Annotated in this window: 16 protein-coding genes; 9 read left to right on the forward strand and 7 right to left on the reverse strand. The window is 44.1% G+C overall.

The window, feature by feature from the left end:
• Positions 1–14: 14 nt before the first annotated feature.
• Positions 15–3905, reverse strand: coding sequence for a two-partner secretion domain-containing protein (locus F6K64_RS17675; RefSeq protein ID WP_287265923.1), 3891 nt, complete (start codon positions 3903–3905; stop codon positions 15–17).
• A 488-nt stretch (positions 3906–4393) separates the two neighbouring features.
• Between F6K64_RS17675 and aroC the strand changes: the two genes are divergently transcribed.
• On the forward strand, positions 4394–5488 hold the full coding sequence (gene aroC, locus F6K64_RS17680) for a chorismate synthase (protein ID WP_008183970.1): 1095 nt from the start codon (positions 4394–4396) through the stop codon (positions 5486–5488).
• Positions 5489–5495: 7 nt separating this feature from the next.
• Positions 5496–6347, forward strand: a complete 852-nt coding sequence (locus tag F6K64_RS17685; RefSeq protein ID WP_008183967.1) for an MBL fold metallo-hydrolase — start codon at positions 5496–5498, stop codon at positions 6345–6347.
• Between the two features lie 126 nt (positions 6348–6473).
• Here the strand turns inward: F6K64_RS17685 and F6K64_RS17690 are convergent, their stop codons facing one another.
• Positions 6474–7379, reverse strand: a complete 906-nt coding sequence (locus F6K64_RS17690) for a phosphodiester glycosidase family protein (protein WP_008183965.1) — start codon at positions 7377–7379, stop codon at positions 6474–6476.
• A 93-nt stretch (positions 7380–7472) separates the two neighbouring features.
• Here F6K64_RS17690 and F6K64_RS17695 point away from each other — a divergent pair, with 93 nt between their 5' ends.
• The gene (locus tag F6K64_RS17695; RefSeq protein WP_267872027.1) at positions 7473–7595 is read left to right on the forward strand and encodes a hypothetical protein; all 123 of its coding nucleotides are present in this window, start codon (positions 7473–7475) and stop codon (positions 7593–7595) included.
• Here F6K64_RS17695 and F6K64_RS17700 read toward each other — a convergent pair.
• Positions 7565–8473: a phosphodiester glycosidase family protein gene (locus F6K64_RS17700; RefSeq protein ID WP_008183963.1), complete on the reverse strand. Its 909-nt coding sequence runs from the start codon at positions 8471–8473 to the stop codon at positions 7565–7567. The genes F6K64_RS17695 and F6K64_RS17700 overlap by 31 nt on opposite strands.
• Positions 8474–8619: 146 nt before the next feature.
• Here F6K64_RS17700 and argZ point away from each other — a divergent pair, with 146 nt between their 5' ends.
• Positions 8620–10725 carry a bifunctional arginine dihydrolase/ornithine cyclodeaminase gene (gene argZ / locus F6K64_RS17705; protein WP_287265925.1) on the forward strand — a complete coding sequence of 702 codons (2106 nt, stop codon included), beginning with the start codon at positions 8620–8622 and terminating at the stop codon, positions 10723–10725.
• 126 nt (positions 10726–10851) lie between these two features.
• Here the strand turns inward: argZ and F6K64_RS17710 are convergent, their stop codons facing one another.
• Positions 10852–11088, reverse strand: a complete 237-nt coding sequence (locus F6K64_RS17710; protein WP_044493099.1) for a hypothetical protein — start codon at positions 11086–11088, stop codon at positions 10852–10854.
• Positions 11089–11594: 506 nt separating this feature from the next.
• Positions 11595–11798, reverse strand: a complete 204-nt coding sequence (locus tag F6K64_RS17715) for an NblA/ycf18 family protein (RefSeq protein WP_008183956.1) — start codon at positions 11796–11798, stop codon at positions 11595–11597.
• A 259-nt stretch (positions 11799–12057) separates the two neighbouring features.
• Between F6K64_RS17715 and F6K64_RS17720 the strand changes: the two genes are divergently transcribed.
• From F6K64_RS17720 to F6K64_RS17730, 3 genes are all read left to right on the forward strand, one after another.
• Entirely contained in the window at positions 12058–12231 is a 174-nt protein-coding gene (locus tag F6K64_RS17720) for a hypothetical protein (protein ID WP_154659776.1), read from the forward strand.
• Positions 12232–12671: 440 nt separating this feature from the next.
• Positions 12672–13958: an RNA-guided endonuclease IscB gene (gene iscB / locus F6K64_RS17725; RefSeq protein WP_008183953.1), complete on the forward strand. Its 1287-nt coding sequence runs from the start codon at positions 12672–12674 to the stop codon at positions 13956–13958.
• Between the two features lie 220 nt (positions 13959–14178).
• The gene (locus F6K64_RS17730) at positions 14179–14472 is read left to right on the forward strand and encodes a DUF433 domain-containing protein (protein WP_008183950.1); all 294 of its coding nucleotides are present in this window, start codon (positions 14179–14181) and stop codon (positions 14470–14472) included.
• A 4-nt stretch (positions 14473–14476) separates the two neighbouring features.
• Here the strand turns inward: F6K64_RS17730 and F6K64_RS17735 are convergent, their stop codons facing one another.
• Complete coding sequence (locus F6K64_RS17735) at positions 14477–16252, reverse strand: N-acetylmuramoyl-L-alanine amidase (RefSeq protein ID WP_008183948.1); 1776 nt, start codon at positions 16250–16252, stop codon at positions 14477–14479.
• A 1355-nt stretch (positions 16253–17607) separates the two neighbouring features.
• Between F6K64_RS17735 and F6K64_RS17740 the strand changes: the two genes are divergently transcribed.
• Positions 17608–19350 carry a SulP family inorganic anion transporter gene (locus tag F6K64_RS17740; RefSeq protein WP_008183946.1) on the forward strand — a complete coding sequence of 581 codons (1743 nt, stop codon included), beginning with the start codon at positions 17608–17610 and terminating at the stop codon, positions 19348–19350.
• Positions 19351–19548: 198 nt separating this feature from the next.
• On the opposite strand, the gene F6K64_RS17745 is transcribed toward F6K64_RS17740, so the two are convergent.
• Positions 19549–20094 carry a pyridoxamine 5'-phosphate oxidase family protein gene (locus F6K64_RS17745; RefSeq protein ID WP_008183943.1) on the reverse strand — a complete coding sequence of 182 codons (546 nt, stop codon included), beginning with the start codon at positions 20092–20094 and terminating at the stop codon, positions 19549–19551.
• A gap of 279 nt (positions 20095–20373) precedes the next feature.
• Here F6K64_RS17745 and F6K64_RS17750 point away from each other — a divergent pair, with 279 nt between their 5' ends.
• On the forward strand, positions 20374–21597 hold the full coding sequence (locus tag F6K64_RS17750; protein WP_287255257.1) for a chromate transporter: 1224 nt from the start codon (positions 20374–20376) through the stop codon (positions 21595–21597).
• Positions 21598–21730: the final 133 nt, after the last annotated feature.

Below are 21730 nucleotides of genomic sequence, written 5' to 3' on the forward strand. Positions count from 1 at the left end.
TTGATAGCGCTGTGCTATAAATCTCGGCAAGAGACATAGTGATACCAAGGCTTGGGTGGGCTAGTGGTATCGGTAGGGAAAGAAGTGAGAATGATCGTACCATCGGGACCAGTCATCCAACCTTGAGCTTCCACAATCCGTTTTGGCTTAGAATTCTGTGGAATAGAATTGTGTTCGGTCGAGGGAGCTAACGTCTGATTGTGATCAATTTCACTAAGGGTTTTATCATCTAGAGTCACCCAATCAGCAATGATGGTTTGACCGATAATCGGGTCGAGGGGACTAGCTGGAATGCCACCGCGTCCAGTAACAATAAATTCACCGAGTTCATCTACTGAGATTTTGCCACTCCTCGGACAGCTAGCAACAATCAGTGATGATGGGTCAGTTAAATTAATTGGTAGTTGATTTAATCCCCGAGAGGGTTCAAGATTCCCCGTATTGATGGTCACTATTCCTTGTGGACCAGACTGAGAACTGGCATCAATATCATTGGTGCCATTGTCTCGGATGGCTTTACGCTCCTCAATCAAACGGACATCTTCGGCATTAATAGTGATCTCACCACCTTTTCCCTGTTCAGCTTTGGCAATGATATCGCTACCATTAGGACCAGTTGGGGGAAAGGCAATTAAGACGTCGGTATCAATATCAATGTTGCCACCGGTAGCTTGATCGGAAGCCTCTGCGGAGATTAGGCTTTCGTTCAGCATCACTATCGAGTCTGATACGTCTAGTGTGATATTCGCTCCATCTTCCCCTCCACTCAGTTGAGTTTCAGCTAAAAGTGTGCCGTTGTCAAGCAACAGGGAATTAGCTTTAATGTCCAGATTTCCTGCTATCCCTTTCTCACTTTTGACTGTTATTTCCCCTTCATCCTCAACTTTGAGGGCATCAGTATTGATTGTGATATCGCTGGCTTGACCGATAGCTTTCTCTTTAGCAGCGCTGGAAATGACTCCACCATTAACAGTTAGTGTATTGGTGGTTAAATCTATAGGTCCACCGTTACCATTACTATTGGTGCTAGCATCTAAGGCTCCGCCATCAGTCACAGCAATTGAGTTAGCGTTAATTTTAATCTTACCACCGTTGCCCTGTGTTGACCTAAGATCCACACCAGTCAAGATCTGACTAGGTTGGTCATTAATGCCCACTCCGTCTATTAAAACCTGATCATCAACCGTAATGATCACATTGCCACCATTTCCCTTCTCTTGAGTACCAGATTGTAACCTAGCACCTCCAGTAATCGCCAATGAACCTTCTTTAACTTTGATCTTGATATCGCCACCATTGCCATCGCCATTACTTCTAACATTACTAAATATGCCAGTAGTGATTGACCTGGTTTTGTCCACTCCGTCAAGTAAAACCACTCCGTCAACTAAAACGCGATCGCGAGCTTTGATTTCCACATCACCCCCGTTTCCTTTGCCACGGGTTTCGGAATTTATCACAGCACCGTTGGTAAACGAAACTGACCGACCTTCAATCAATACGTTGCCACCGTCGCCCTCTGCTGTTTGTCTAACTCGAGTGAATATAATACTTGAAAAGCTTGACACCTTATTATTCCTGTTTTTATTTCTGAATATTAAAGCGCCATCAAAGATAACGTCATCCTCAGCAATAATTGATATGTTGCCAGCCTTTCCTTTGTCATATATTTCAGCACTTATTTGACCGCCATTGGTCACAAAAACTGACTTTCCCTTTATGGTGATGTCGCCACCATTACCTATAGCTTGTGGTTTGTTGCGAAACCTTGGGTTTTCTCTATCTCGACCGACCCGAGAGCGCAACCCGCTGGCTAGTGTCAGATCACTGTTTACCCCGTCAATGGTAACTGTATCGCGAGCTGTTATAGTTATATTGCCCGCATCTCCTATTCCCAGGGTGTCAGCTACGAGTCTAGCACCATTGCTGATAGTGACTGATTCGGCATCAATCGATATATCTCCTGCGCTGCCGATTACGGAAAAATCCACTTCGGTCAGAATCGAGTTACTGTTCTGGTCAACGATAACTTGGTCATCAGCAATAATTGTTACATCTCCACCATTTCCCTGTCCTTTGATCCTCGACTGCAAGAAAGCATCATTCATAAACAAAGAGCCTGTGGTCATGGAAATACCACCACTATTACCGATAGCGTCTTGTTCTATGTTGTTGAAAATTCCAGTAGTGTTAGGATTTTCCGGTTTCCCTTCAAAGGTGACTGTATCATCAGCAACAATAGTCACTTTCCCTGCATCAGCTTGACCAAAGGTACTGGTTTCGATCTGAGCACCGTTTTTGGCAGAGAGTGAGCCAGTATCAATAGTGATATCCCCACCCTTTTCTGTTCCGAAGGTGTTGCTAATAATGAAACTGTTGTCAAGGGATAGTTGATCATTTGTAACCACGGTAATATCCCCTGCTTTACCAGAAGCGGAAGAGGCATCAATGCGTCCGCTTATTTCAATGGGGCCCCGATAATCAATAATCACCTCACCACTATTTCCCACAAACCCACCGAAATCGTCATCAGTGCGGAGTGTTCCAATCTCCAGCTTGTTACTAGGATTCGATCCGTTCGGTTGATACTGATTGGTTAAAAATACCAGTCCATTCGGTGCTTTAATCGAGATGTCACCAATTTCGATATCTGCACTAGTAGCACCAGTCCCAAAGTTAGACCCTAAGTTTCCACTATCGGTATTTCCTGGCAAACCCCCCAGTAATGTCCAATCTATACCAGCACGGATATCTAGGGTCGGTTGGTTACTGCCATCTATCACTACCGATGTTCTCGCTTCGTCGGACAAGGTCACATTAGCCAGACTAGCTAAGAAGGGATTGGAGTTATCGGGGCTAATCGCATTATCAGCGGTATCGGTAGAGTTAATTTCGATGTCCCCAACGGTAACACTACCTCCTGCCAAAATATGGAGTGATGCTCCGGTATAGTTTCCTAAACTGACATCCCCATTGGCCAGAATTATCGGATCATGGGGACTGACTAAATTTCCCGGTAGCCCATCCAACTGTTCGATACTGACACTGCCGCCAGCGGAATAGTAAGCATTCCCAGCGATAGGATTATGCGATTGCAACCGTAAATCAGAACCAGCAAATAAACCACTTAGGACATGGTTATGGGCAGCAATATCAATTGACTGATTGCCCTGAATTAGCAGCAAGCCACCTGCTGACAACCTAAAGGGTTGCGCTACACTATCCCTAATCGTGACTGTATCTTCTGCGAACAGAGTTAAATCCCTAGCAGCTTCCAGTTGACCTTGTAAATCCAGATGGCCAGCGGCTAGGGTTAAATCTTGTCCTACTGCTAAATTCCCAGCATTTGTAATTGTGCTCCTCGGGTCATATTTGCCATACTGCAATCCTGGGGTGATATTAATGGTTAACAGTGGCGGGGCTTCTGGTGATGTGGCACTAAACTCCTGGCCATCACCAAATACCAAACTATTGGCAGTAGAGGCGAAAAAGGAACCAGCTACATCTAATCTCGCCTGATCTCCAAACACAATACCATTGGGATTGAGTAAAAACAGATTCGCTGGCCCATCTACTCCCAAAGTGCCTAAAATATTGGATAGATTACTTCCGGTTACCCGTGTTAAAATCCTCTGAATCCCAGAGGGATTAGCCAAATAAACTCGTTGTAGTTCTCCTACATTAAATTCAGCAAAACTATGGAACAAATTCTCCCCACGAGTTGCTCCCCCTTCAATTAAATCTGCCAGCGCCCCCTTGACCTCTACATTAGGAGTTACCCTTGACGCTTCATTTCCCAAGCTGCCATCGGGAGTAAGTTCAGCTACAACTGGAGCAGAAAACCCCCAAGCAAAACATCCGGTTAGGCAAATTATCCTTAATTCTAAAAATGCACCAACAGCCATAAGCATCCTAACCAATAAAATCGGATTATTGGGAAATTATATAACAGATTTTAAATTAGGATCATCAAAACAATTTGAACTTAACTAATCTTAATTAGTAGGTAAATTATTAAGTAAATCATTAGGTAAATCATTAGGTAAATTATTAGGTGGGAATCCAACAGGACTTAAGCCGCCAAACAGTTTTACTAAGGAATAAGATAAGTAAGTACGTAAGCATATGCGCTACAGATGGTGCTACTTGAGGTGCCGTCAGCCGTCAGTGGTCAGTAGTCAGTGGTCAGTGGTCAGCTTATTTTATTCAAAAACACCGATCTAGTAGGATGGCACAGTCTTCGACGCATCGGACCTAAGCCATAAGCACCTCAAGTAGCGTGCGCGTAGCGCATAAGCTGATAGCACCTCAAGTAGCGTGCGCTAATCGCTGACCGCTGATAGCTGATAGCTTAAGTAAGTACTACCATTAGAGGACTAATAGAGCACTAACTATGGGCAATACCTTTGGACATTTGTTTCGGATCACGACATTTGGAGAATCCCACGGGGGTGGGGTTGGGGTAGTCATTGATGGCTGTCCACCGCGACTGGAAATTTCTGCGGCAGAAATTCAGGTAGAACTAGACCGCAGGCGTCCGGGTCAGAGTAAGATTACTACTCCTCGTAAAGAAACCGATACCTGTGAAATTGTTTCGGGAGTATTTCAGGGCAAAACCCTGGGCACACCAATTATGATAATGGTGCGCAATAAAGACACTAGACCCCAAGACTATAGCGAGATGCAAAAAACGTATCGGCCTTCCCATGCTGATGCTACTTATGATGCTAAGTATGGCATTCGTAACTGGCAGGGGGGAGGACGTTCCTCAGCCCGGGAAACTATCGGACGAGTGGCAGCGGGTGCGATCGCAAAAAAAATTCTCCGGCAAGCTACTGGTGTAGAAGTCATTGGCTACGTCAAGCGTATCAAAACCTTAGAAGGTATCGTAGACTCCAACACCGTCACTCAAGACCAGGTAGAAAGTAATATTGTTCGTTGCCCTGATTCCGAATGTGCTCAACGGATGATTGAGCTCATTGAAGAAACTGGACGTAGCGGTGATTCCGTTGGGGGTGTAGTAGAGTGTGTGGCTCGCCATATACCCAAAGGCTTGGGAGAGCCAGTATTTGATAAGCTAGAAGCCGATTTAGCCAAAGGGGTGATGTCCCTACCAGCTAGTAAAGGTTTTGAGATTGGCTCTGGCTTTGGGGGCACTGTACTTACCGGCAGTGAGCATAATGATGAATTTTACACAGACGAAACCGGTGCAGTGCGCACGGTTACCAATCGCTCCGGTGGGGTTCAAGGTGGCATTAGTAACGGCGAGACTATTATTATTAGAGTAGCGTTTAAACCCACTGCTACCATCCGCAAAGAACAACGTACTGTCACCAGTACTGGTGAAGAAACCATTCTAGCTGCTAAAGGACGTCACGACCCTTGTGTCTTACCCAGGGCCGTACCTATGGTAGAAGCAATGGTTGCTTTGGTATTGTGCGATCACCTGTTGCGTCATCAGGGTCAGTGCGGTACTTTGAAGCATTAACTTACCAATGAAGACAAGCACTTCCTCCGAGTTTTCGGTTAAATTTTGGGGAGTCCGAGGCAGTATACCTAGCCCTGGACGGGAGACAATTCAATATGGCGGCAATACGTCTTGTGTAGAGATGCAAGTGGCTGGGTTACGCCTGATTTTTGATGGCGGTACTGGCTTGCGGTTGTTGGGAAAAAGCCTTAAGCAGCAGTTACCCATTGAAGCTTATTGGTTTTTTACTCACTACCACTGGGATCATATTCAAGGCGTGCCATTTTTCATTCCAGCCTTTGTGGAAGGGAACATTTTACATATTTATGGCGCACCTCCCCCCGGGGATTGCATGGAGCAACACTTCAAGGAGCGGGTGTTACACTTGAATGCTCCAGTTCCTACTAACAAAGTAAAGGCAGATTTGAAGTTCTATGACTTAGAACTAGGTCATAACACTGTCACCATAGACGATATTACCATAGAAACTGCTCCTTTGAATCATCCTAATGGTGCTATAGGCTATCGCGTAAGCTGGCAAGGGCATTCCGTGTGCTACTGCACCGATACAGAACATTTTCCTGACCGCCTTGATCAAAATGTGGTGTATCTAGCCCGTGATGCTGATGTATTAATATACGATGCTATGTATACCGATGAAGAATACCACAACCCCAAATCTCCCAAGGTAGGTTGGGGACATTCCACCTGGCAGGAAGGGGTGAAGCTGGTAAAAGCTGCTGGTGTTAAGAAACTGGCTATCTTCCACCACGAACCTAATCACTGTGATGATTTTCTCGACAAGCTGGCAGTGGAAGTTAAAGAAGTGTTTGATGGCGCGTTTATAGTCAAAGAAGGGATGATTGTTACGGTCAAGTAATGGTGAAGGGTTCAGGTTGAAGGTTTGATGTTGAAGGTTGAAAGTTTAAGTGTTGAAGGTTTAAGGTTTAAGGTTTAAGGTTTAAAGTTGAAGTGTTGAAGGGTTAAGGTTTAACGTTGTTGATCATTATTTGTCTACCGGAAAAGCATAGATGCCCAGATGGTTAGCAATTGCCCGTTGGCGCGTAGGCATACGGGTCTGAATCGGTGAATTTAACACCCGTAGCTTATTGTTATTTGCTACTACCAGAGTGGTGGAACCACCCCCATCCAAATTGAGGGCGCTATCGGCTCCTAATTCTTGAATAATAGTAGTCAATTCAGCCAAAGTAACCCCTTCGCTGTAAAAGCGCTGGCGACCATCAACAATAATTAACCACAAAGTTTTGCCTGATTTATCAATAGCGACAGCAGTGCGGGGATACAATAGTTTCTCATCTGTATTATCTCCCAATACTGCTGGCTTCCCTTCCTTTAGTAAAATTTCTCTACCGGCTATTCCCTCAGATGTGCCTAGAGGACAACGGTTTTGATAGATTTGAGCTTGGAGAAGCTTTGAAATACAAAGCACTGAATAATTTTTTGATTTTGGTGGAGCATAGGATTTACCATCAGAGATAACTTGCCCTTCTACTCTGACCGGATCACCAGGTTTAGGATAGGAGTCCGGTGGATACTCCCGAAAAGGATAAAAGAAACTACCGTTGATAGCTAATTGTAAGTTAAACTCTCGCACAAATTCCGAGGTAGTCCGGGCAGCAAATTCGTTTTTATTGATGGTATTTCCTGGTGTTACTAATAGTTTAATTCCTGGTGCGGTTAGGTCTATAGTAACAATATGTACCATCAGGGTACGGGGAGATTTGCGAGCATCTCTTTGATACACAATGCCTGGGAAAAGTTGTTGCTGCTTGTCGGTGGGAAGCGGACGCTTGAGCAGTAATGTGCCATAGATCAAAAGTGGCACGCTCACAATACTGATGCTAGTGGTAAGCAGAATTCGCTTTACTCTAGTTATATTTAATTTTTTCATGCTCTAAGCTAGAGTGCATTTAAACTATATATTAATGGGTTTGATTTATACTATATTTTGGGATAAAATAGCTATAACAATCCTCAATTAATAGTGATATTTTTTTGCCTACTCCCTACTCCCTATTCCCTATTCCCTATTCCCTATTCCCTACTCCCTACTCCCTACTTCCTACTCCCTACTCCCTACTCCCTATTCTCTAATGGTAAAGCATAAATTCCCAGATGGTTGGCAACTGGACGTTGGCGCGTAGGAATACGGGTCTGAATCGGTGAATTTAACACCCGTAGCTTAGTATTATTTGCTACTACCAGAGTGCTTGAACCACCCCCATCCAAATTAAGGGCGCTATCGGCTCCTAATTCTTGAATAATCTTATTCAACTCAGCCAAGCTAACTCCTTCGCTGTAAAATTTCTGGCGACCATCAACAATAATTAACCACAAGGTTTTGCCTGATTTATCAATAGCGACAGCAGTGCGGGGAGAAAATAAATTCTCACCGCCACGACCTCCCAATACTGCTGGCTTTCCTTCTTTTAGTAAAATTTCTCTACCGGCTAGTCCCTGAGATGTGCCTATAGGACAACGTTTTTGATAAATTTGAGCGCGGAGAAACTTTGAAATACAAAGCACTGAGGAAGTTGCTTTTGGAGGAGCATAGGATTTGCCCTCAGAGATAACTTGGCCTTGTACTATGACCGGATCAGCACTTTTAGGATAGGAGTTCGGTGGATACTGCCGAAAAGGATAAAAGAAACTACCATTGATAGCTAATTGTAAGTTAAACTCTCGCACAAATTTCGAGGTAGTCCGGGCAGTAAATTCATTTTTATCGACTTTATTTCCTGGTGTTACTAACAGTTTAATTCCTGGTGCGGTTAGGTCTATGGTAACAGTATGTACCATCAGCGGACGGGGTGAGTTGCGAGCATCTCTTTGATACACAATGCCTTGGAACAGTTGTTCCTGCTTGTCGCTGCGAAACGGACGCTTGACCAGCAATCCCCCATAGATCAAGACTGGCACGCTCACAATACTGATGCTAGTGGTAAGCAGAATTCCCTTCAGTCTAGTTATAATTATTTTTTTCATGGTACAATAATAAGTTTATGGATAAAATATTTAAGATTAATCCACCAACTTAACCTACTCGCCTGTCAATGGCAAATTGTCGTGACATTGGTTTGATTGCTGACTTACCGTGGTCGTGTAGGTATCTACCAGATCAGAAATCGACTATGACAGAATCAATTCGCTTCCTCATGTGTCCCCCTGACCACTACGATGTGGATTATGTGATTAATCCCTGGATGGAGGGAAATATTCACAAGTCATCGAGGGATCGCGCTGTAGAACAGTGGCAAAAACTTCACTATGTCATCAAAGAGCATGCCCTAGTCGATTTAGTTTCTCCTCAATCCGGTTGGCCAGATATGGTATTTACAGCCAATGCGGGATTAGTCTTGGGCAAGAATGTGGTGCTTAGCCGCTTCCTCCACAAAGAGCGCCAGGGGGAAGAACCTTATTTCAAGCAATGGTTTGATGACAATGGCTACACTGTCTATGAACTTCCTCAAGACTTACCGTTTGAAGGAGCTGGGGATGCTCTGCTAGACCGGGAAGGGCGTTGGCTGTGGGCTGGCTATGGCTTCCGCTCAGAACTTGATTCCCATCCATACCTTGCTAAATGGTTAGATATTGAAGTTGTGTCCCTGCGGCTAATGGATCAACGCTTCTATCACTTGGACACTTGCTTCTGTCCCCTGAGTGGTGGCTATTTACTCTACTATCCCCCAGCATTTGATTCCTATTCCAACCGCTTAATCGAAATGCGGGTACCACCGGAAAAACGAATTGCAATCACAGAAGCTGATGCAGTGAACTTTGCTTGCAATGCGGTCAATATTGATCAACTTGTAGTGATGAACAAAGCTAGCGATCGCCTTAAAGATCGGCTCAGTCAAGCTGGGTTTGAGGTGATTGAAACCCCCTTGACGGAATTTATGAAAGCTGGTGGTGCTGCTAAATGCCTAACTTTACGGGTAACTGAACCAGTCCGCAGTGAAGTCCATGGCAATCAACCGGTTGAAAGCCGCATTATTCGTTTAGAAGGTCATTTGCTTGATTCTGGTATCATCAGCCGTGCCTTGGATTTAATTGTAGGAGGTGGGGGTAGCTTCCAGGTACTTAACTTCGACCTAGGAACACAGCGGCAAAGCACCTCTAATGCTGAACTGAAAGTCTCCGCACCAGATCATGAGGTGATGGCAGAGATTATGACTAAGCTGATTGATCTAGGAGCTGTCACTCCTGCCCAAGAGGTGTGTGATGCTAACTTGGAACCTGTTACTCAAGCAGGGGTTGCTCCCGATGACTTTTATGTTACTACGATTTATCCTACAGAAGTACGGGTTAATTGTGAGTGGGTTAAGGTACAAAATCAACGCATGGATGGTGCGATCGCAGTAACTGAAACCCCAGACGGTGTCATCGCTCGTTGTAAACTGGTGCGGGATTTGGAAGTTGGAGAACAGGTGATCTTGGGAGTAGAAGGAATCCGGACGGTGCGCAAAACTCAATCCCGTGAACAACGCAATCAGCAAGAATTTAGTTTTATGGCATCTGGGGTCTCTAGTGAGCGCCGGGTAGAATTAGTAGTGGAACAAATTGCCTGGGAGCTGCGCCAAATCCGAGACCAAGGGGGCAGAGTAGTAGTGACAGCAGGACCTGTGGTAATTCACACTGGCGGTAGTGAACATTTATCCCGTTTGATTCGACAAGGGTATGTTCAGGCGCTGTTAGGGGGAAATGCGATCGCAGTTCACGACATCGAGCAATCCCTGATGGGAACCTCCTTGGGTGTGGATATGAAACGAGGAGTAGTTGTCCATGGTGGACACCGCCACCATCTCAAAGTCATCAATGCTATCCGTCGCTGCGGTAGCATTGCCCAAGCGGTAGAACAGGGTGTATTAACTAAAGGGGTGATGTATGAGTGCGTCCGCAATCACGTACCATTTGTCCTAGCCGGTTCGATCCGAGATGATGGTCCTCTGCCAGATACCCAGATGGATTTGATTAAAGCACAGCAAGAGTATGCCAAGTTATTGGAAGGGACAGATATGATCTTGATGCTGTCTACTATGCTTCATTCTATTGGCGTGGGCAATATGACTCCAGCCGGAGTGAAGATGGTCTGTGTGGATATTAACCCCGCCGTAGTGACAAAATTAAGCGATCGCGGTTCAGTAGAATCTGTTGGTGTTGTCACTGATGTCGGTTTATTCCTTAGCCTGTTAGTGCAGCAGTTAGATAAGTTAACCAGTCCTTATCTAGTCAAGTAATTAGTTTAACTGTTGAAGAATTAAGAATTAAGAATTAAGAATTAAGAATTCTACATTCTACATTCTACATTCTACATTCTTAATTCTACATTCTTCATTCTACATTCTTCATTGATTACTAAATTATTAACTTGCTTTATAATCGATAGTTTCATTGTCACTAGGAACCAAAACCCAGTCTGAGAGTCTTAGTTTCTGATAAGTTGCCCAGCCTTTAGAACCGCCAGGTACTGGGTAATCTGGGACAGCATATTGGGGAAAAGCTGTGTACGGACGCCAAGCCTCATAAGGGGAAGTCCGCAAGTGCAACATTTTATGTTCATTACTACCAAAGCTCGATAACCAGCACATTTGTTTTACCATGGGATACTCCTTGATTGTGAATTAAAGCTAGAGAGCGTTGGTTAACTGAGCATTTGAACAGTAAGTAGGTGAGAAATTACTCTGAATTGCTGAGTTGCTGAATTCATCGATAATTTAGCAATTCAGTCATGTTAAATGTATTTCTTGCTACCTACGTGATGCACTTAATAATGTTATGCTGTCTCAGCCACCTTGACTCTAACTGGTGTGTTTATTGTTTCTTCAGTAATTTAGCTGTGGATTCCGGAGAATTGGGTTAAGCTAATCGGAATTTAAATGGAAAATTTTCCGTATTAAGCAAAAGTAAGCATTAAGCCCTCAGCGGTCAGCCCTCAGCGGTCAGCCCTCAGGTATCATGCATAAAATCAACCCAGCGTAGCGTGCGCCTATGGGCAATAAATTAAACGAATGCTTACCAAGGCCAAGCTGATAGCTGATAGCTGATAGCTGAACGCGCACGCGTGTGCGTAGCACATAAGCTTACTTCCATACCTTGCTCCCTGAGCTTACTCACTCCAAGGTGGAGGATCTCCGATTAAACTTTGTTTAACGAAATTCCTGAAATGAATTTCACGAATTGACATCTGTCTATAGAGCTCGCACAGCAGATTCTTTGCTTGTTCAAGGTCAAGATTTTGAATTTGCGTCTCAAACACCTTAAGATTGAACTCCTGTTCTAGGGAAAATTCTATTGGTTGATGTTTTTCCATGATGATTTGACTCCTATAAATTTCCAGAAATTAGGGATTGGTTAGAACCCATTACCCACGTTAATTACGAGTGGGTAGCTTGACGCCTTAATTACTTATCACCTTGAGTTGGGATTTTTCTGCAAGGATTAGTGTAAATAGGCTTTCTACTAGTTATGATGGCAAATTTTACGAGACTTTACAGTACCCTTGCGGGTACTTTGTATCCCACCCACACCTATCCTTAACTATCACATCGGTAAAGCAACCAGAAAATGCGATGTTCCTTTGGAACCGCTTTCGGCAAAGCCGACGCTGCGCGAACGCGATTGACCGTAGGTCACGCTACGCGATGAAGCGAAGCTTCCGCGCTTGTGCGATTGACCGTAGGTCACGCTACGCGAACGCGCTTCAGGGGATATCCAGAGAAGCCGGAGCCCCAAATCGTCAGTAAAAATACTTAGCGGTATCTGAGTTCTGATTGCTATATCGATAGTTTCAGAATAATTGGCAGACAAGAGTAGAATGCCTCAGTATTGATCTCAGTTTTTTGTATCAGTTGTTTCAGTTATATGATCTAAATAGATATGTTCAAGGTAAGTTTATGCCAGTTATAGAAGTTAAAACCTATGTAGAGTATCGGGACAGTCAATAACTCACCGCTAAGTCCTATGGGACTATAGCGGGAGCTTGTAGAAGCTCATAGTTGACCAGACTAAGACTTGATAATGGTCTACGTTATTTGAGTCATAACACCTGTAGGTGCGTGCCAGCCTTCAGCTCTGTTGTTAACAATTAAACATCTGTAGAGAGTTAAGGAAGTGTTGTTAACCTAAAAAGCTCTTATAACATTGTCAAGGCAAACTTTACCCACGTTGTGGAGTGTTCAAAGTAATGCGAGTTTTCGTTTTAGATCAAGATAAAAAAACTCTGGATCCATGTCACCCGGCACGAGCTAGAGAACTACTCAAGAAAGGAAGGGCTAAAGTATTTAAGCGCTATCCATTCACTATTATCATGCAGGATAGGAGTGTTGATAATTCTGTAACTCATCCACACAGAATCAAAATAGACCCTGGTTCAAAAACAACCGGAATAGCTGTCATTCAAGAACAGACTGGACGGGTGACAGGTGCATTAGAAATTAACCATCGAGGACAAAACATCAAGAATTCTTTGGAGTCCAGAAGAGCCTTAAGGCGAGGTAGAAGAAGCAGGCAAACTCGTTACCGTAAACCTCGATTTCTCAACCGCAGACGCCCAGAAGGGTGGCTGCCTTCGTCACTAATGAGTCGAATATTTAATATTGAGACCTGGGTGAGACGACTGAGGAAGTTGTGTCCAGTGACTGCAATATCTCAAGAGTTAGTGCGGTTTGACACTCAAAAAATGCAAAATCCAGAAGTGTCAGGAGTTGAATATCAATATGGCGAGCTGTATGGGTTTGAGGTTAAAGAGTACCTTCTTGTTAAATGGGGACACAGTTGTGTCTACTGTGGTGCCATTAATACGCCTTTAGAAGTTGAGCACATTGTTCCAAAATCAAAAGGCGGCAGTAATCGAGTCAGCAATCTAACTCTTGCTTGTCGGTGTTGTAATCAGAGAAAAGGCAACGACCCGATTGAGAAATTTTTAAAGAAAAAACCAACAATTCTCAAAAAAGTATTAACTAAAGCAAAAACCCCTTTGAAAGATGCCGCAGCCGTCAACTCAACCCGTTGGGAATTATGGAGAAGACTAAAATTAACTGGATTACCCGTCGAGACAGGTTCGGGTGGATTGACTAAGTTTAATCGTAAGACTAGGGGTCTCGAAAAAGCTCACTGGATCGATGCTGCTTGTGTAGGTAAAACTACCCCTGGGAAAATTTTACTAAACGGAATAAAACCACTGACAGTAACAGCTAAAGGTCATGGTGTTCGTCAAAGATGCCGACCCAATAAATACGGGTTCCCAAAAGCTCATGCTCCTTCTGCTAAGTTTTTTAAAGGTTTTCAGACAGGAGATATCGTCAAAGCTAACATAAAAAAAGGAAAATATGCCGGGCAGTATACAGGTCGGATAGCTATTCGTTATCGTCCAAGTTTTGTACTAATGGTTCCTGAGAGAAAGATCGATGTTCATCCAAAATATCTAAAAACAATATTTAAGGCTGACGGCTATGAGTATGCGTCTAATTAATAACGATTCGCTATCGCTGGCCGTAGGCCACGCTACGCGAACAATTTATTGACCTGCGGGAATTCCCCGGAGACGAAACCTGTTTATTGTGGAGCCTTTAGAGTCAGTGGGCTATGCAGATGCATGGTTAAATCTTTTTTAATAAGGCGACCCTATCTTACGGTAACTTTAAACCCGCTAAAACTAACGTTTATAACGGGAGTCCCCTTCCCGTATTTAGATGGTTACATCGATTGCAGGCACACGAATTTCTCTCGACTCGGTTGTGTATACTTTCCGCAACGGATTATCACCGGAAAGTATTGTCCAATCTTTCCCACTGTTGACCCTTGAACAGGTTTACGGAGCGATCGCTTTCTACTTAGCTAATCCTGATCAGATTGATACTTACCTCGCTGTCGAAGAGGAAGAGTTTGATGCCATGCCTCAACCATTACAAAGCACTGATCCGTCTCTGTATAACAAACTTAGGTCACGATTAGTTTTTCCCCTCAGTAATCGTGATTTTCCCTAGTGCATTACTCCACAGTAGCCAACCATTCCGTAATCCCATCTGCGATCGCATTAGCCAATTGCCTTTGTTCTTGGGAATTGCTAATCCATTCAAATTCCACTGGATGAATCATAAATCCCAATTCCAACAGCACCGAAGGAGCTTTGTGAGGACGGGTTAGGGCGAGATTATTCCAAAATACTCCGTAGGATGGACGCCGGAGCTTTTGGACTAAATAATTATGCAAAAACACTGATAAATCGTGGGCTTGGGCATGATACCAAAACATTCCGATCCCAGCAGTATTAATGGCATCACCATCATCTGGTAACGCATTATAATGGATAGAAAGGGCAATAGTTGGTTCTAGTTCGTGAATCATATCCATCCGGTCTCGTAATGACACATCCTTGTCAGTTTCCCGTGTCATATATACCGTTGCTCCCCGTTGTACCAATTCCTTTTGCAACAATTTCGAGACTACTAAATTAACATCCTTTTCTGGATACCCATTCGGTCCCCTAGCTCCTTTTTCTGCTCCCCCATGTCCGGGATCAAGCAGTATCTTAATTCCTGCTAACCGTTGAGTGGATAGACCCAGTATTCCTCTACTGCTCAAGTTTGGTGGATGTCTCAGAGACAGAATGAGAGTAGTGCCTTCATACCTCAAGTCATACCCCCACTGCTGCTCAGATTTGAGTCTAAAATTATACTGCACCCGGTCTGGAGTCACTTGGTACCAGTCTAGGCGCTTAATCACTGGGTCATCATTTAGGAAAATCGTATCCGTTTGAGCGGTTAGATTATGTAGCGTTAGGGTAAAGGTTTTATCGGACTGCTGCACACTCACTGGTACTGGTATCTCTAGGGGAAAGAGAATTTCTGTTGCTCCAGGTACCTGTCGGGAAGTAATACTGCGAATAATCGACTTCGGGGGAGTTGCACCAGCAATCACCTTGGTTTCCTTCTGGCGAATCCAAGCACCATAATCAAGACGTAACCAGTCTCCTTGTTTACCAGTAACTGCTGCTCTAGTTCCCTTTGGTAGAGGAGTTAAGCGAGAATAGCTAGTACTCGGTCCAGTGCGGGCAACCCCAGCCTCCTCTATTACCTCTATCACCTCTAAGCGGTTAGGAGATAGAATTTCCACTGTACCTGTACCCCGCTGACTGACTCTCTCGCCATTGAAATTTAGTTGAAACACAGGGTTGCCAAAATTTCCAACCTGTGATACCAAAGCGCATCCCTCGTAGTTATTAATGACTGCACGAGGTGTAGGTTGGTTTTGACCAGTCAATACAGCAAAATTGGAGGGAAGTTGGGCATCTTGGGATTGAGGGAGTAAGGAAATCTGTTGATTGCCCAGGGTGACGGAAACCCTAGCACGAGGGGATGCGATCGCACCAAAACAAATCTGTTCTCCAGGTAATCTAGCAATATCTGCTGCTGGGGTCAGGGAATCTTTCGCAAATCCCAAACCTGCTGGTAACTCTGGTTCAGTAGACAGTCGAGTTACCGTAACTTGAATTTCCTGGTTTAGATAGCGCAAGGTAAACCGATTTTCTCCCAGCTGCAAAGGGAAACTAGGAGCAAAATTCCCACTTTGGCTACGGGGGATAGGTTTACCATTGACCAGCACCTGTGAAGTAGGGGCTGCAGTACCAATCAAGAAAATTTGCTCTGCAGTAGTTTTATGCTCACGGGGGGGATAGGCCAGGAAAAGGGGTTGCTCAGCCGAAACAGGTAAAACAAGTAATGTAATCACAGAAGCTAGTATTGCCCAACTCAGGATTTTTTGCATGCTTTCTCGTCAACAGCAGGATAGGTTACCATTGACACTCCCCGGCCTTGTATAAGCGGGGATTCCTAGATCAACGAGCCGCCTTAAACCGCCGTATTCCTATTTTTGACGCCGCCAAAAACAGGACAGTACTTAAACCAAAAACCCGTATTGACCAAGTTCTTAGTCAACTTACGACAGACCCAGAGGGCGATTCTCCCTAGGCGTTTAGTTACTTAATAGGAAGTGCATGTGCATAGTCCGTTTCCCTTCCTTTTCACTCGGTTCCGGTGTGCCCCACCGTACCGTTTTTTTTTCTCAAAGCGTGATTTTTCTGGGTTCACACACCAATTGGTAGTTGATGATTGGGTTTTTAAGGAGGATTTTCCCTACCCTCCGGGCATTACTACTTTAAGGTCAATAAGTTACGGGTCTCTCTCCCGGCTCACCCTCGGTTTTTCAGCCTTTACCCTATATTCTCAGTATACTCTGGCGCTATATAAGTGTCAACCTTTTACTGAAAGATTTTTTAGGCGACTTTAGTCGCGCTTGTTTCTTCATCCCCGGTTTAAAAACACGGGGATGAAGACTTGTACGGATCCTAGTAATTAGCCCAATCTTACCAGGACTATCCCAATCTGATTTAACCTGAGTGCGAGATCAACAACTATCGTCCCATTGACGAGTCTCTAGTCAAAGAGTGTTTAGTCTCTAGTCAGAGTAATTGATTTTCCAGGAATTTTTCACCAGAATTTGCGAAATAATCCACCAATCCTTCTGTATACTCCCACTAACCTTGCTCAATTATTCTTTGGGGAGATCAGCAGGGTAAACGTATGTTATTTTGAAATGCCTACTGGATATAAGATTGATAAAATAAGTATTTTTGCTTATTAATTGTTAAATCTTTGTTAGGTGCCCTTTCCGCATCTAATTATTAAATTCGCCACGGGTCGCACCTCTTGATGCAGTTGCTCATGGGGTAAACCCCCAAGACCGCACTGCATCGCTTCTGAGTAAGGTTTCTATAATTTAGATCTGTGTGCCCTGGGGAGATTCAGAGTCTCTGGTGCTAGGCATCGATTGATTTAGTGGTAGACTCCATACATTAACTAATAATTTTAACCGTTTCACCTCCAACAGTGTAAAATTCTAGTGTAAAATTCTAAGGCATCTTATATAGCAATTCTTGCTTATAGCAATTCTTGCTGCCATATACTTTAGTGTTGCCCAGGTAAATCCTGGTTTCTATATTTGGATGGCTCTACCCCTTAGATTTTCCTATACCATCATGGTAGGAATTCCAAGTTATATGGAAAGAATCAATTAGATGTGGGCCTAGAGCAAGTATTATTCTCTCACTAAATTACCCACTCATGCAATTTGTTAATGGTTTACATTTCCGTAATTTGCGCGGTGATGTCTTTGGTGGTCTGACTGCTGCAATTGTCGCACTACCATTAGCTCTAGCTTTCGGAGTATCCTCCGGTGCTGGGGCAATTCATGGTCTTTACGGCGCTGTTTTTGTCGGTCTGTTTGCCGCTCTGTTTGGCGGTACTCCCTCTCAGATTTCTGGTCCCACTGGCCCGATGACCGTAGTGATGGCAACGGTGTTTACGGCGCTAGTGGCTAAAAACCCAGATACTGGCCTAGCCATGGCATTCACCGTTGTCATGCTAGGAGGGATATTTCAAATCTTATTTGGGCTGTTGCGGCTGGGGAAATACATTACCCTGATGCCCTACACAGTGATATCTGGCTTTATGTCAGGGATTGGTGTGATCATTCTGCTGTTACAGATTGGTCCATTTTTCGGGCATCCGAGTTCTGCCAATGTGGTACAGTCTGTCCTGGATTTTCCTAGGTTCGTGGCTAATCCCCATTTTGCCGCTACCGGTTTAGCAATCCTGACTCTGGTGATTATGTTTGGATCACCTCGGAGGCTGAATCGATTAATTCCATCCCCCCTACTAGCACTGATAGTCTGTACATTGATATCGGTTGTCTTCTTCGGAGACCTCCCAGACAGCGAGCTCAGACGGATTGGAGAAATCCCCACAGGCTTACCCAAGCTGTATTTGCCAGTCTTCAATTTCAGCCAAATCAAAGACATGATTGGCTATGGTCTAATGTTAGCCACCTTGGGTGCCATCGACTCTCTGTTAACTTCCCTGGTTGCTGATAATATTACCCGTACCCAGCACGACTCTGACCGGGAATTAATTGGTCAGGGTATCGGTAATACGATTGCTGGCTTGTTTGGTGGCCTACCTGGTGCTGGTGCTACCATGCGGACGGTAATCAATGTTCAGGCTGGTGGTCAAACTCCGATTTCAGGCATGATTCATGCCCTAGTGCTGCTGGTGATTGTTGTGGGTGCGGGAAGCCTGACTCAAAGTATTCCCCATGCTGTACTAGCGGGCATCTTGATTAAAGTAGGAATCGATATTATTGACTGGAGCTTCCTCAAACGAGCCCATCAAGTCTCCATCAAGGCAGCAGCATTAATGTATTTAGTGTTATTCATGACTGTATTTGTTGACCTAATTACAGCCGTTGCCGTTGGGGTGTTCATTGCCAACCTGTTGACTGTCAAAAACCTCAGTCAGCTACAGATTGATCAGGTCAAGGAAATTACTGCTCCTGATGATGGTGAAAATAGTTTGAGCTATGAAGAAAAACAGCTTCTGAAACAGGCTCGTGGTCGAATTTTCCTATTCCGTCTCGGCGGGCCAATGAGCTTTGGTGCAGCCAAGGCTATCTCTCAGCGGATGGGGATTGTGGAAAAGTATGATGTCCTGATCTTAGATCTGAGCGATGTTACCTTGTTGGGAGTGACGGCTTCTCTAGCGATAGAGAATATGGTTAAAGAGGCTCGTGGCAAACGTCGTGATGTGTTTATCGTCGGTGGTAGTGATAGGGTTAATCAAAGGCTGGAAAAGTTGAAAATCCTGGAACTATTACCAGCAAGAAACCGAGTTAGCGATCGCATCGAGGCATTAGAGCAAGCAACTGCCTTGATTACGGGAGAGCAATCACATATCAATAGTGATTTAGCCCAGGAAAATCCCATAGAGGTCAATAGCGCTGCCGCTAATTTAGACCAAACTAAACAATAAGTTGGTTTGGTTGTTTGTCAGAATGCAGAATGCAGAATGCAGAATGGTGAATGCAGAATGCAGAATGCAGAATGGTGAATGCAGAATGCAGAATGTAGAATGCAGAATGTAGAATGCAGAATGTAGAATGTAGAATGTAGAATGCAGAATGCAGAATAAAAAAAATTACAATTCTAAATTTTAAATTCGAAATTCTTGTTAATTCTCTAAAAGATTAGTCGGTAACCCATCTATACTCTCAGTATTTTTGGCTTGCCAATACTCGTGAATTCCCTTTTCTCCCTTGTTATTCGCCCACTTGAGCAGAGTTTCCCTCTCTCCTTTTAAGTCATACAAGGGTACACCATAACCACAGGAGGTTTGGGCAGATTCTACATTCAATACAATAATTTGCCTTTCCCCTGGTAGGCTATTGAATAGGGAGTAGACTGTTTCCCATTCCTTATCCCTAGGTCGAATTACCTGACCGTGACCATAAAGGCGGAGAATTAATGGCTTTTCAGTGAAGCTACAAAACATAATTGTCATTCTGCCATTTTCCAGCAAATGAGCAGATGTCTCGTTACCGCTACCGGTTAAATCTAGATAAGCCACTGTTCTACTATCAATACACCGAAAAGTGTTAATACCTTTGGGGGATAGGTTAATACGACCTTGATGGGGAGCTGTGGCTGTAAAAAATATCTTTTGCTCCTCAATAAACTCTCTTAAATCTTGATTGATTTCTGAGTAAAACTTAGCCATAGTTTACCACAGATTACTCTAGTAATATTGTATCATAAAAATACGCAAATAAAACGCGATCACAGTTATCTAATTTATCTAATTTATCTATCAGCTAATGCGTTACGCGCAACTATCGATAATAAGTTATCTGCAAATAACTATACATTAAATTTTATTACCCCGACTCCCAACTCCCAACTCCCAACTCCCGATTCCCGATTCCCGACTCCCGACTCCCGATTCCCGAATCCCTGTTCCCTTTGGTATATTAACCTTGACGCCTTTGGAGTCATACCAGTGTCTAACGAAATAGACGATATTCAGCCTGAGCAACACAACAGTTCTGACGCTCAACTGTCCCCACAACAACAGGGGCAACGACTAAAAGAATTAGCACTAGTCTTTTTTAAATTGGGGACAATTGCCTTTGGTGGCCCAGCTGCTCACATTGCCATCATGGATGATGAAGTAGTGAAGCGACGACAGTGGATGAGTCATGAGAAGCTGCTCGATCTACTGGGAGTTACTAATCTTATTCCAGGCCCTAACTCTACAGAATTAGCGATTCACATCGGTTATGAGCGAGCGGGATGGCGAGGGCTGTTTGTTGCTGGTTCTTGTTTTATCTTGCCAGCAATGGTGATTGTCTGGATCATGGCAGCAATTTATGCCCGTTACCAGAGTGTGCCCCAGGTAGAGTGGCTCCTTTATGGTATCAAACCAGTTATCATCGCCATTGTTTTACAAGCGTTATGGAAGTTGGGAAAAAAAGCAGCAAAAGATATTCCCACCACAGTAGCAGGAGTTGCAGCTACTGTCGCTTTCTTCTTAGGCACCCATGAAATTCTATTACTGCTGTTGGTCGGAGCTGCAGTAATGCTAGTTAAAAACCTTTGGCGTAGAGGAAACAATATCACAGGTGCTTTACTTATACCTTTCTCTAGTGTTTTAGCACAGACCGGTGTACCATCCGCTGCTTCTATATCTTCCGCTAGTGTGTTCTTATTCTTCCTAAAAATTGGCTCCGTTCTATATGGTAGTGGCTATGTGCTGCTGGCGTTTCTACAACAAGATTTAGTAGAGCGCCATCAATGGCTTACTTCCCAACAACTGCTTGATGCGATCGCAATCGGTCAAGTCACTCCCGGTCCTGTGTTTACCACTGCTACCTTTATTGGCTATCTGCTGAATGGAAATGTTGGCGCAGTAGCTGCAACAATTGGAATCTTTTTGCCTGCCTTTGTGTTAGTCGGAATCCTCAATCCTTGGGTGCCCAAGCTACGCCAATCCCCCTGGGCAAGTGGATTCCTAGACGGTGTTAATGCCGCTTCCTTAGGACTGATGACAGGAGTCACTTATATCTTAGCACGTACTGCTTTAGTAGATTGGTTAACCGTTATGGTAGCAATAGTTAGCGCGGTGCTGGTATTTCGCTTTAAGGTAAATTCCGCATGGTTAGTATTAATCGGCGGAATTATCGGATTGATTTCACAATTAGCCCAGTTGTCGATTGGGTTTTAGGGAGTCGGGAGTCGGGAGCGGTGCGACCCGTGGCGAATTTAATTCGCCTACGGAAAGCGCACCGAGGGAGTCGGGAATCGGGAGAATGAGGTAGAAAGAATTTTTTCTAGTTTTACTGTTCCCTTGGCTAATA

This window comes from Moorena sp. SIO3A2, from assembly GCF_010672265.1.
In the GTDB taxonomy this organism is placed as follows: domain Bacteria; phylum Cyanobacteriota; class Cyanobacteriia; order Cyanobacteriales; family Coleofasciculaceae; genus Moorena; species Moorena producens.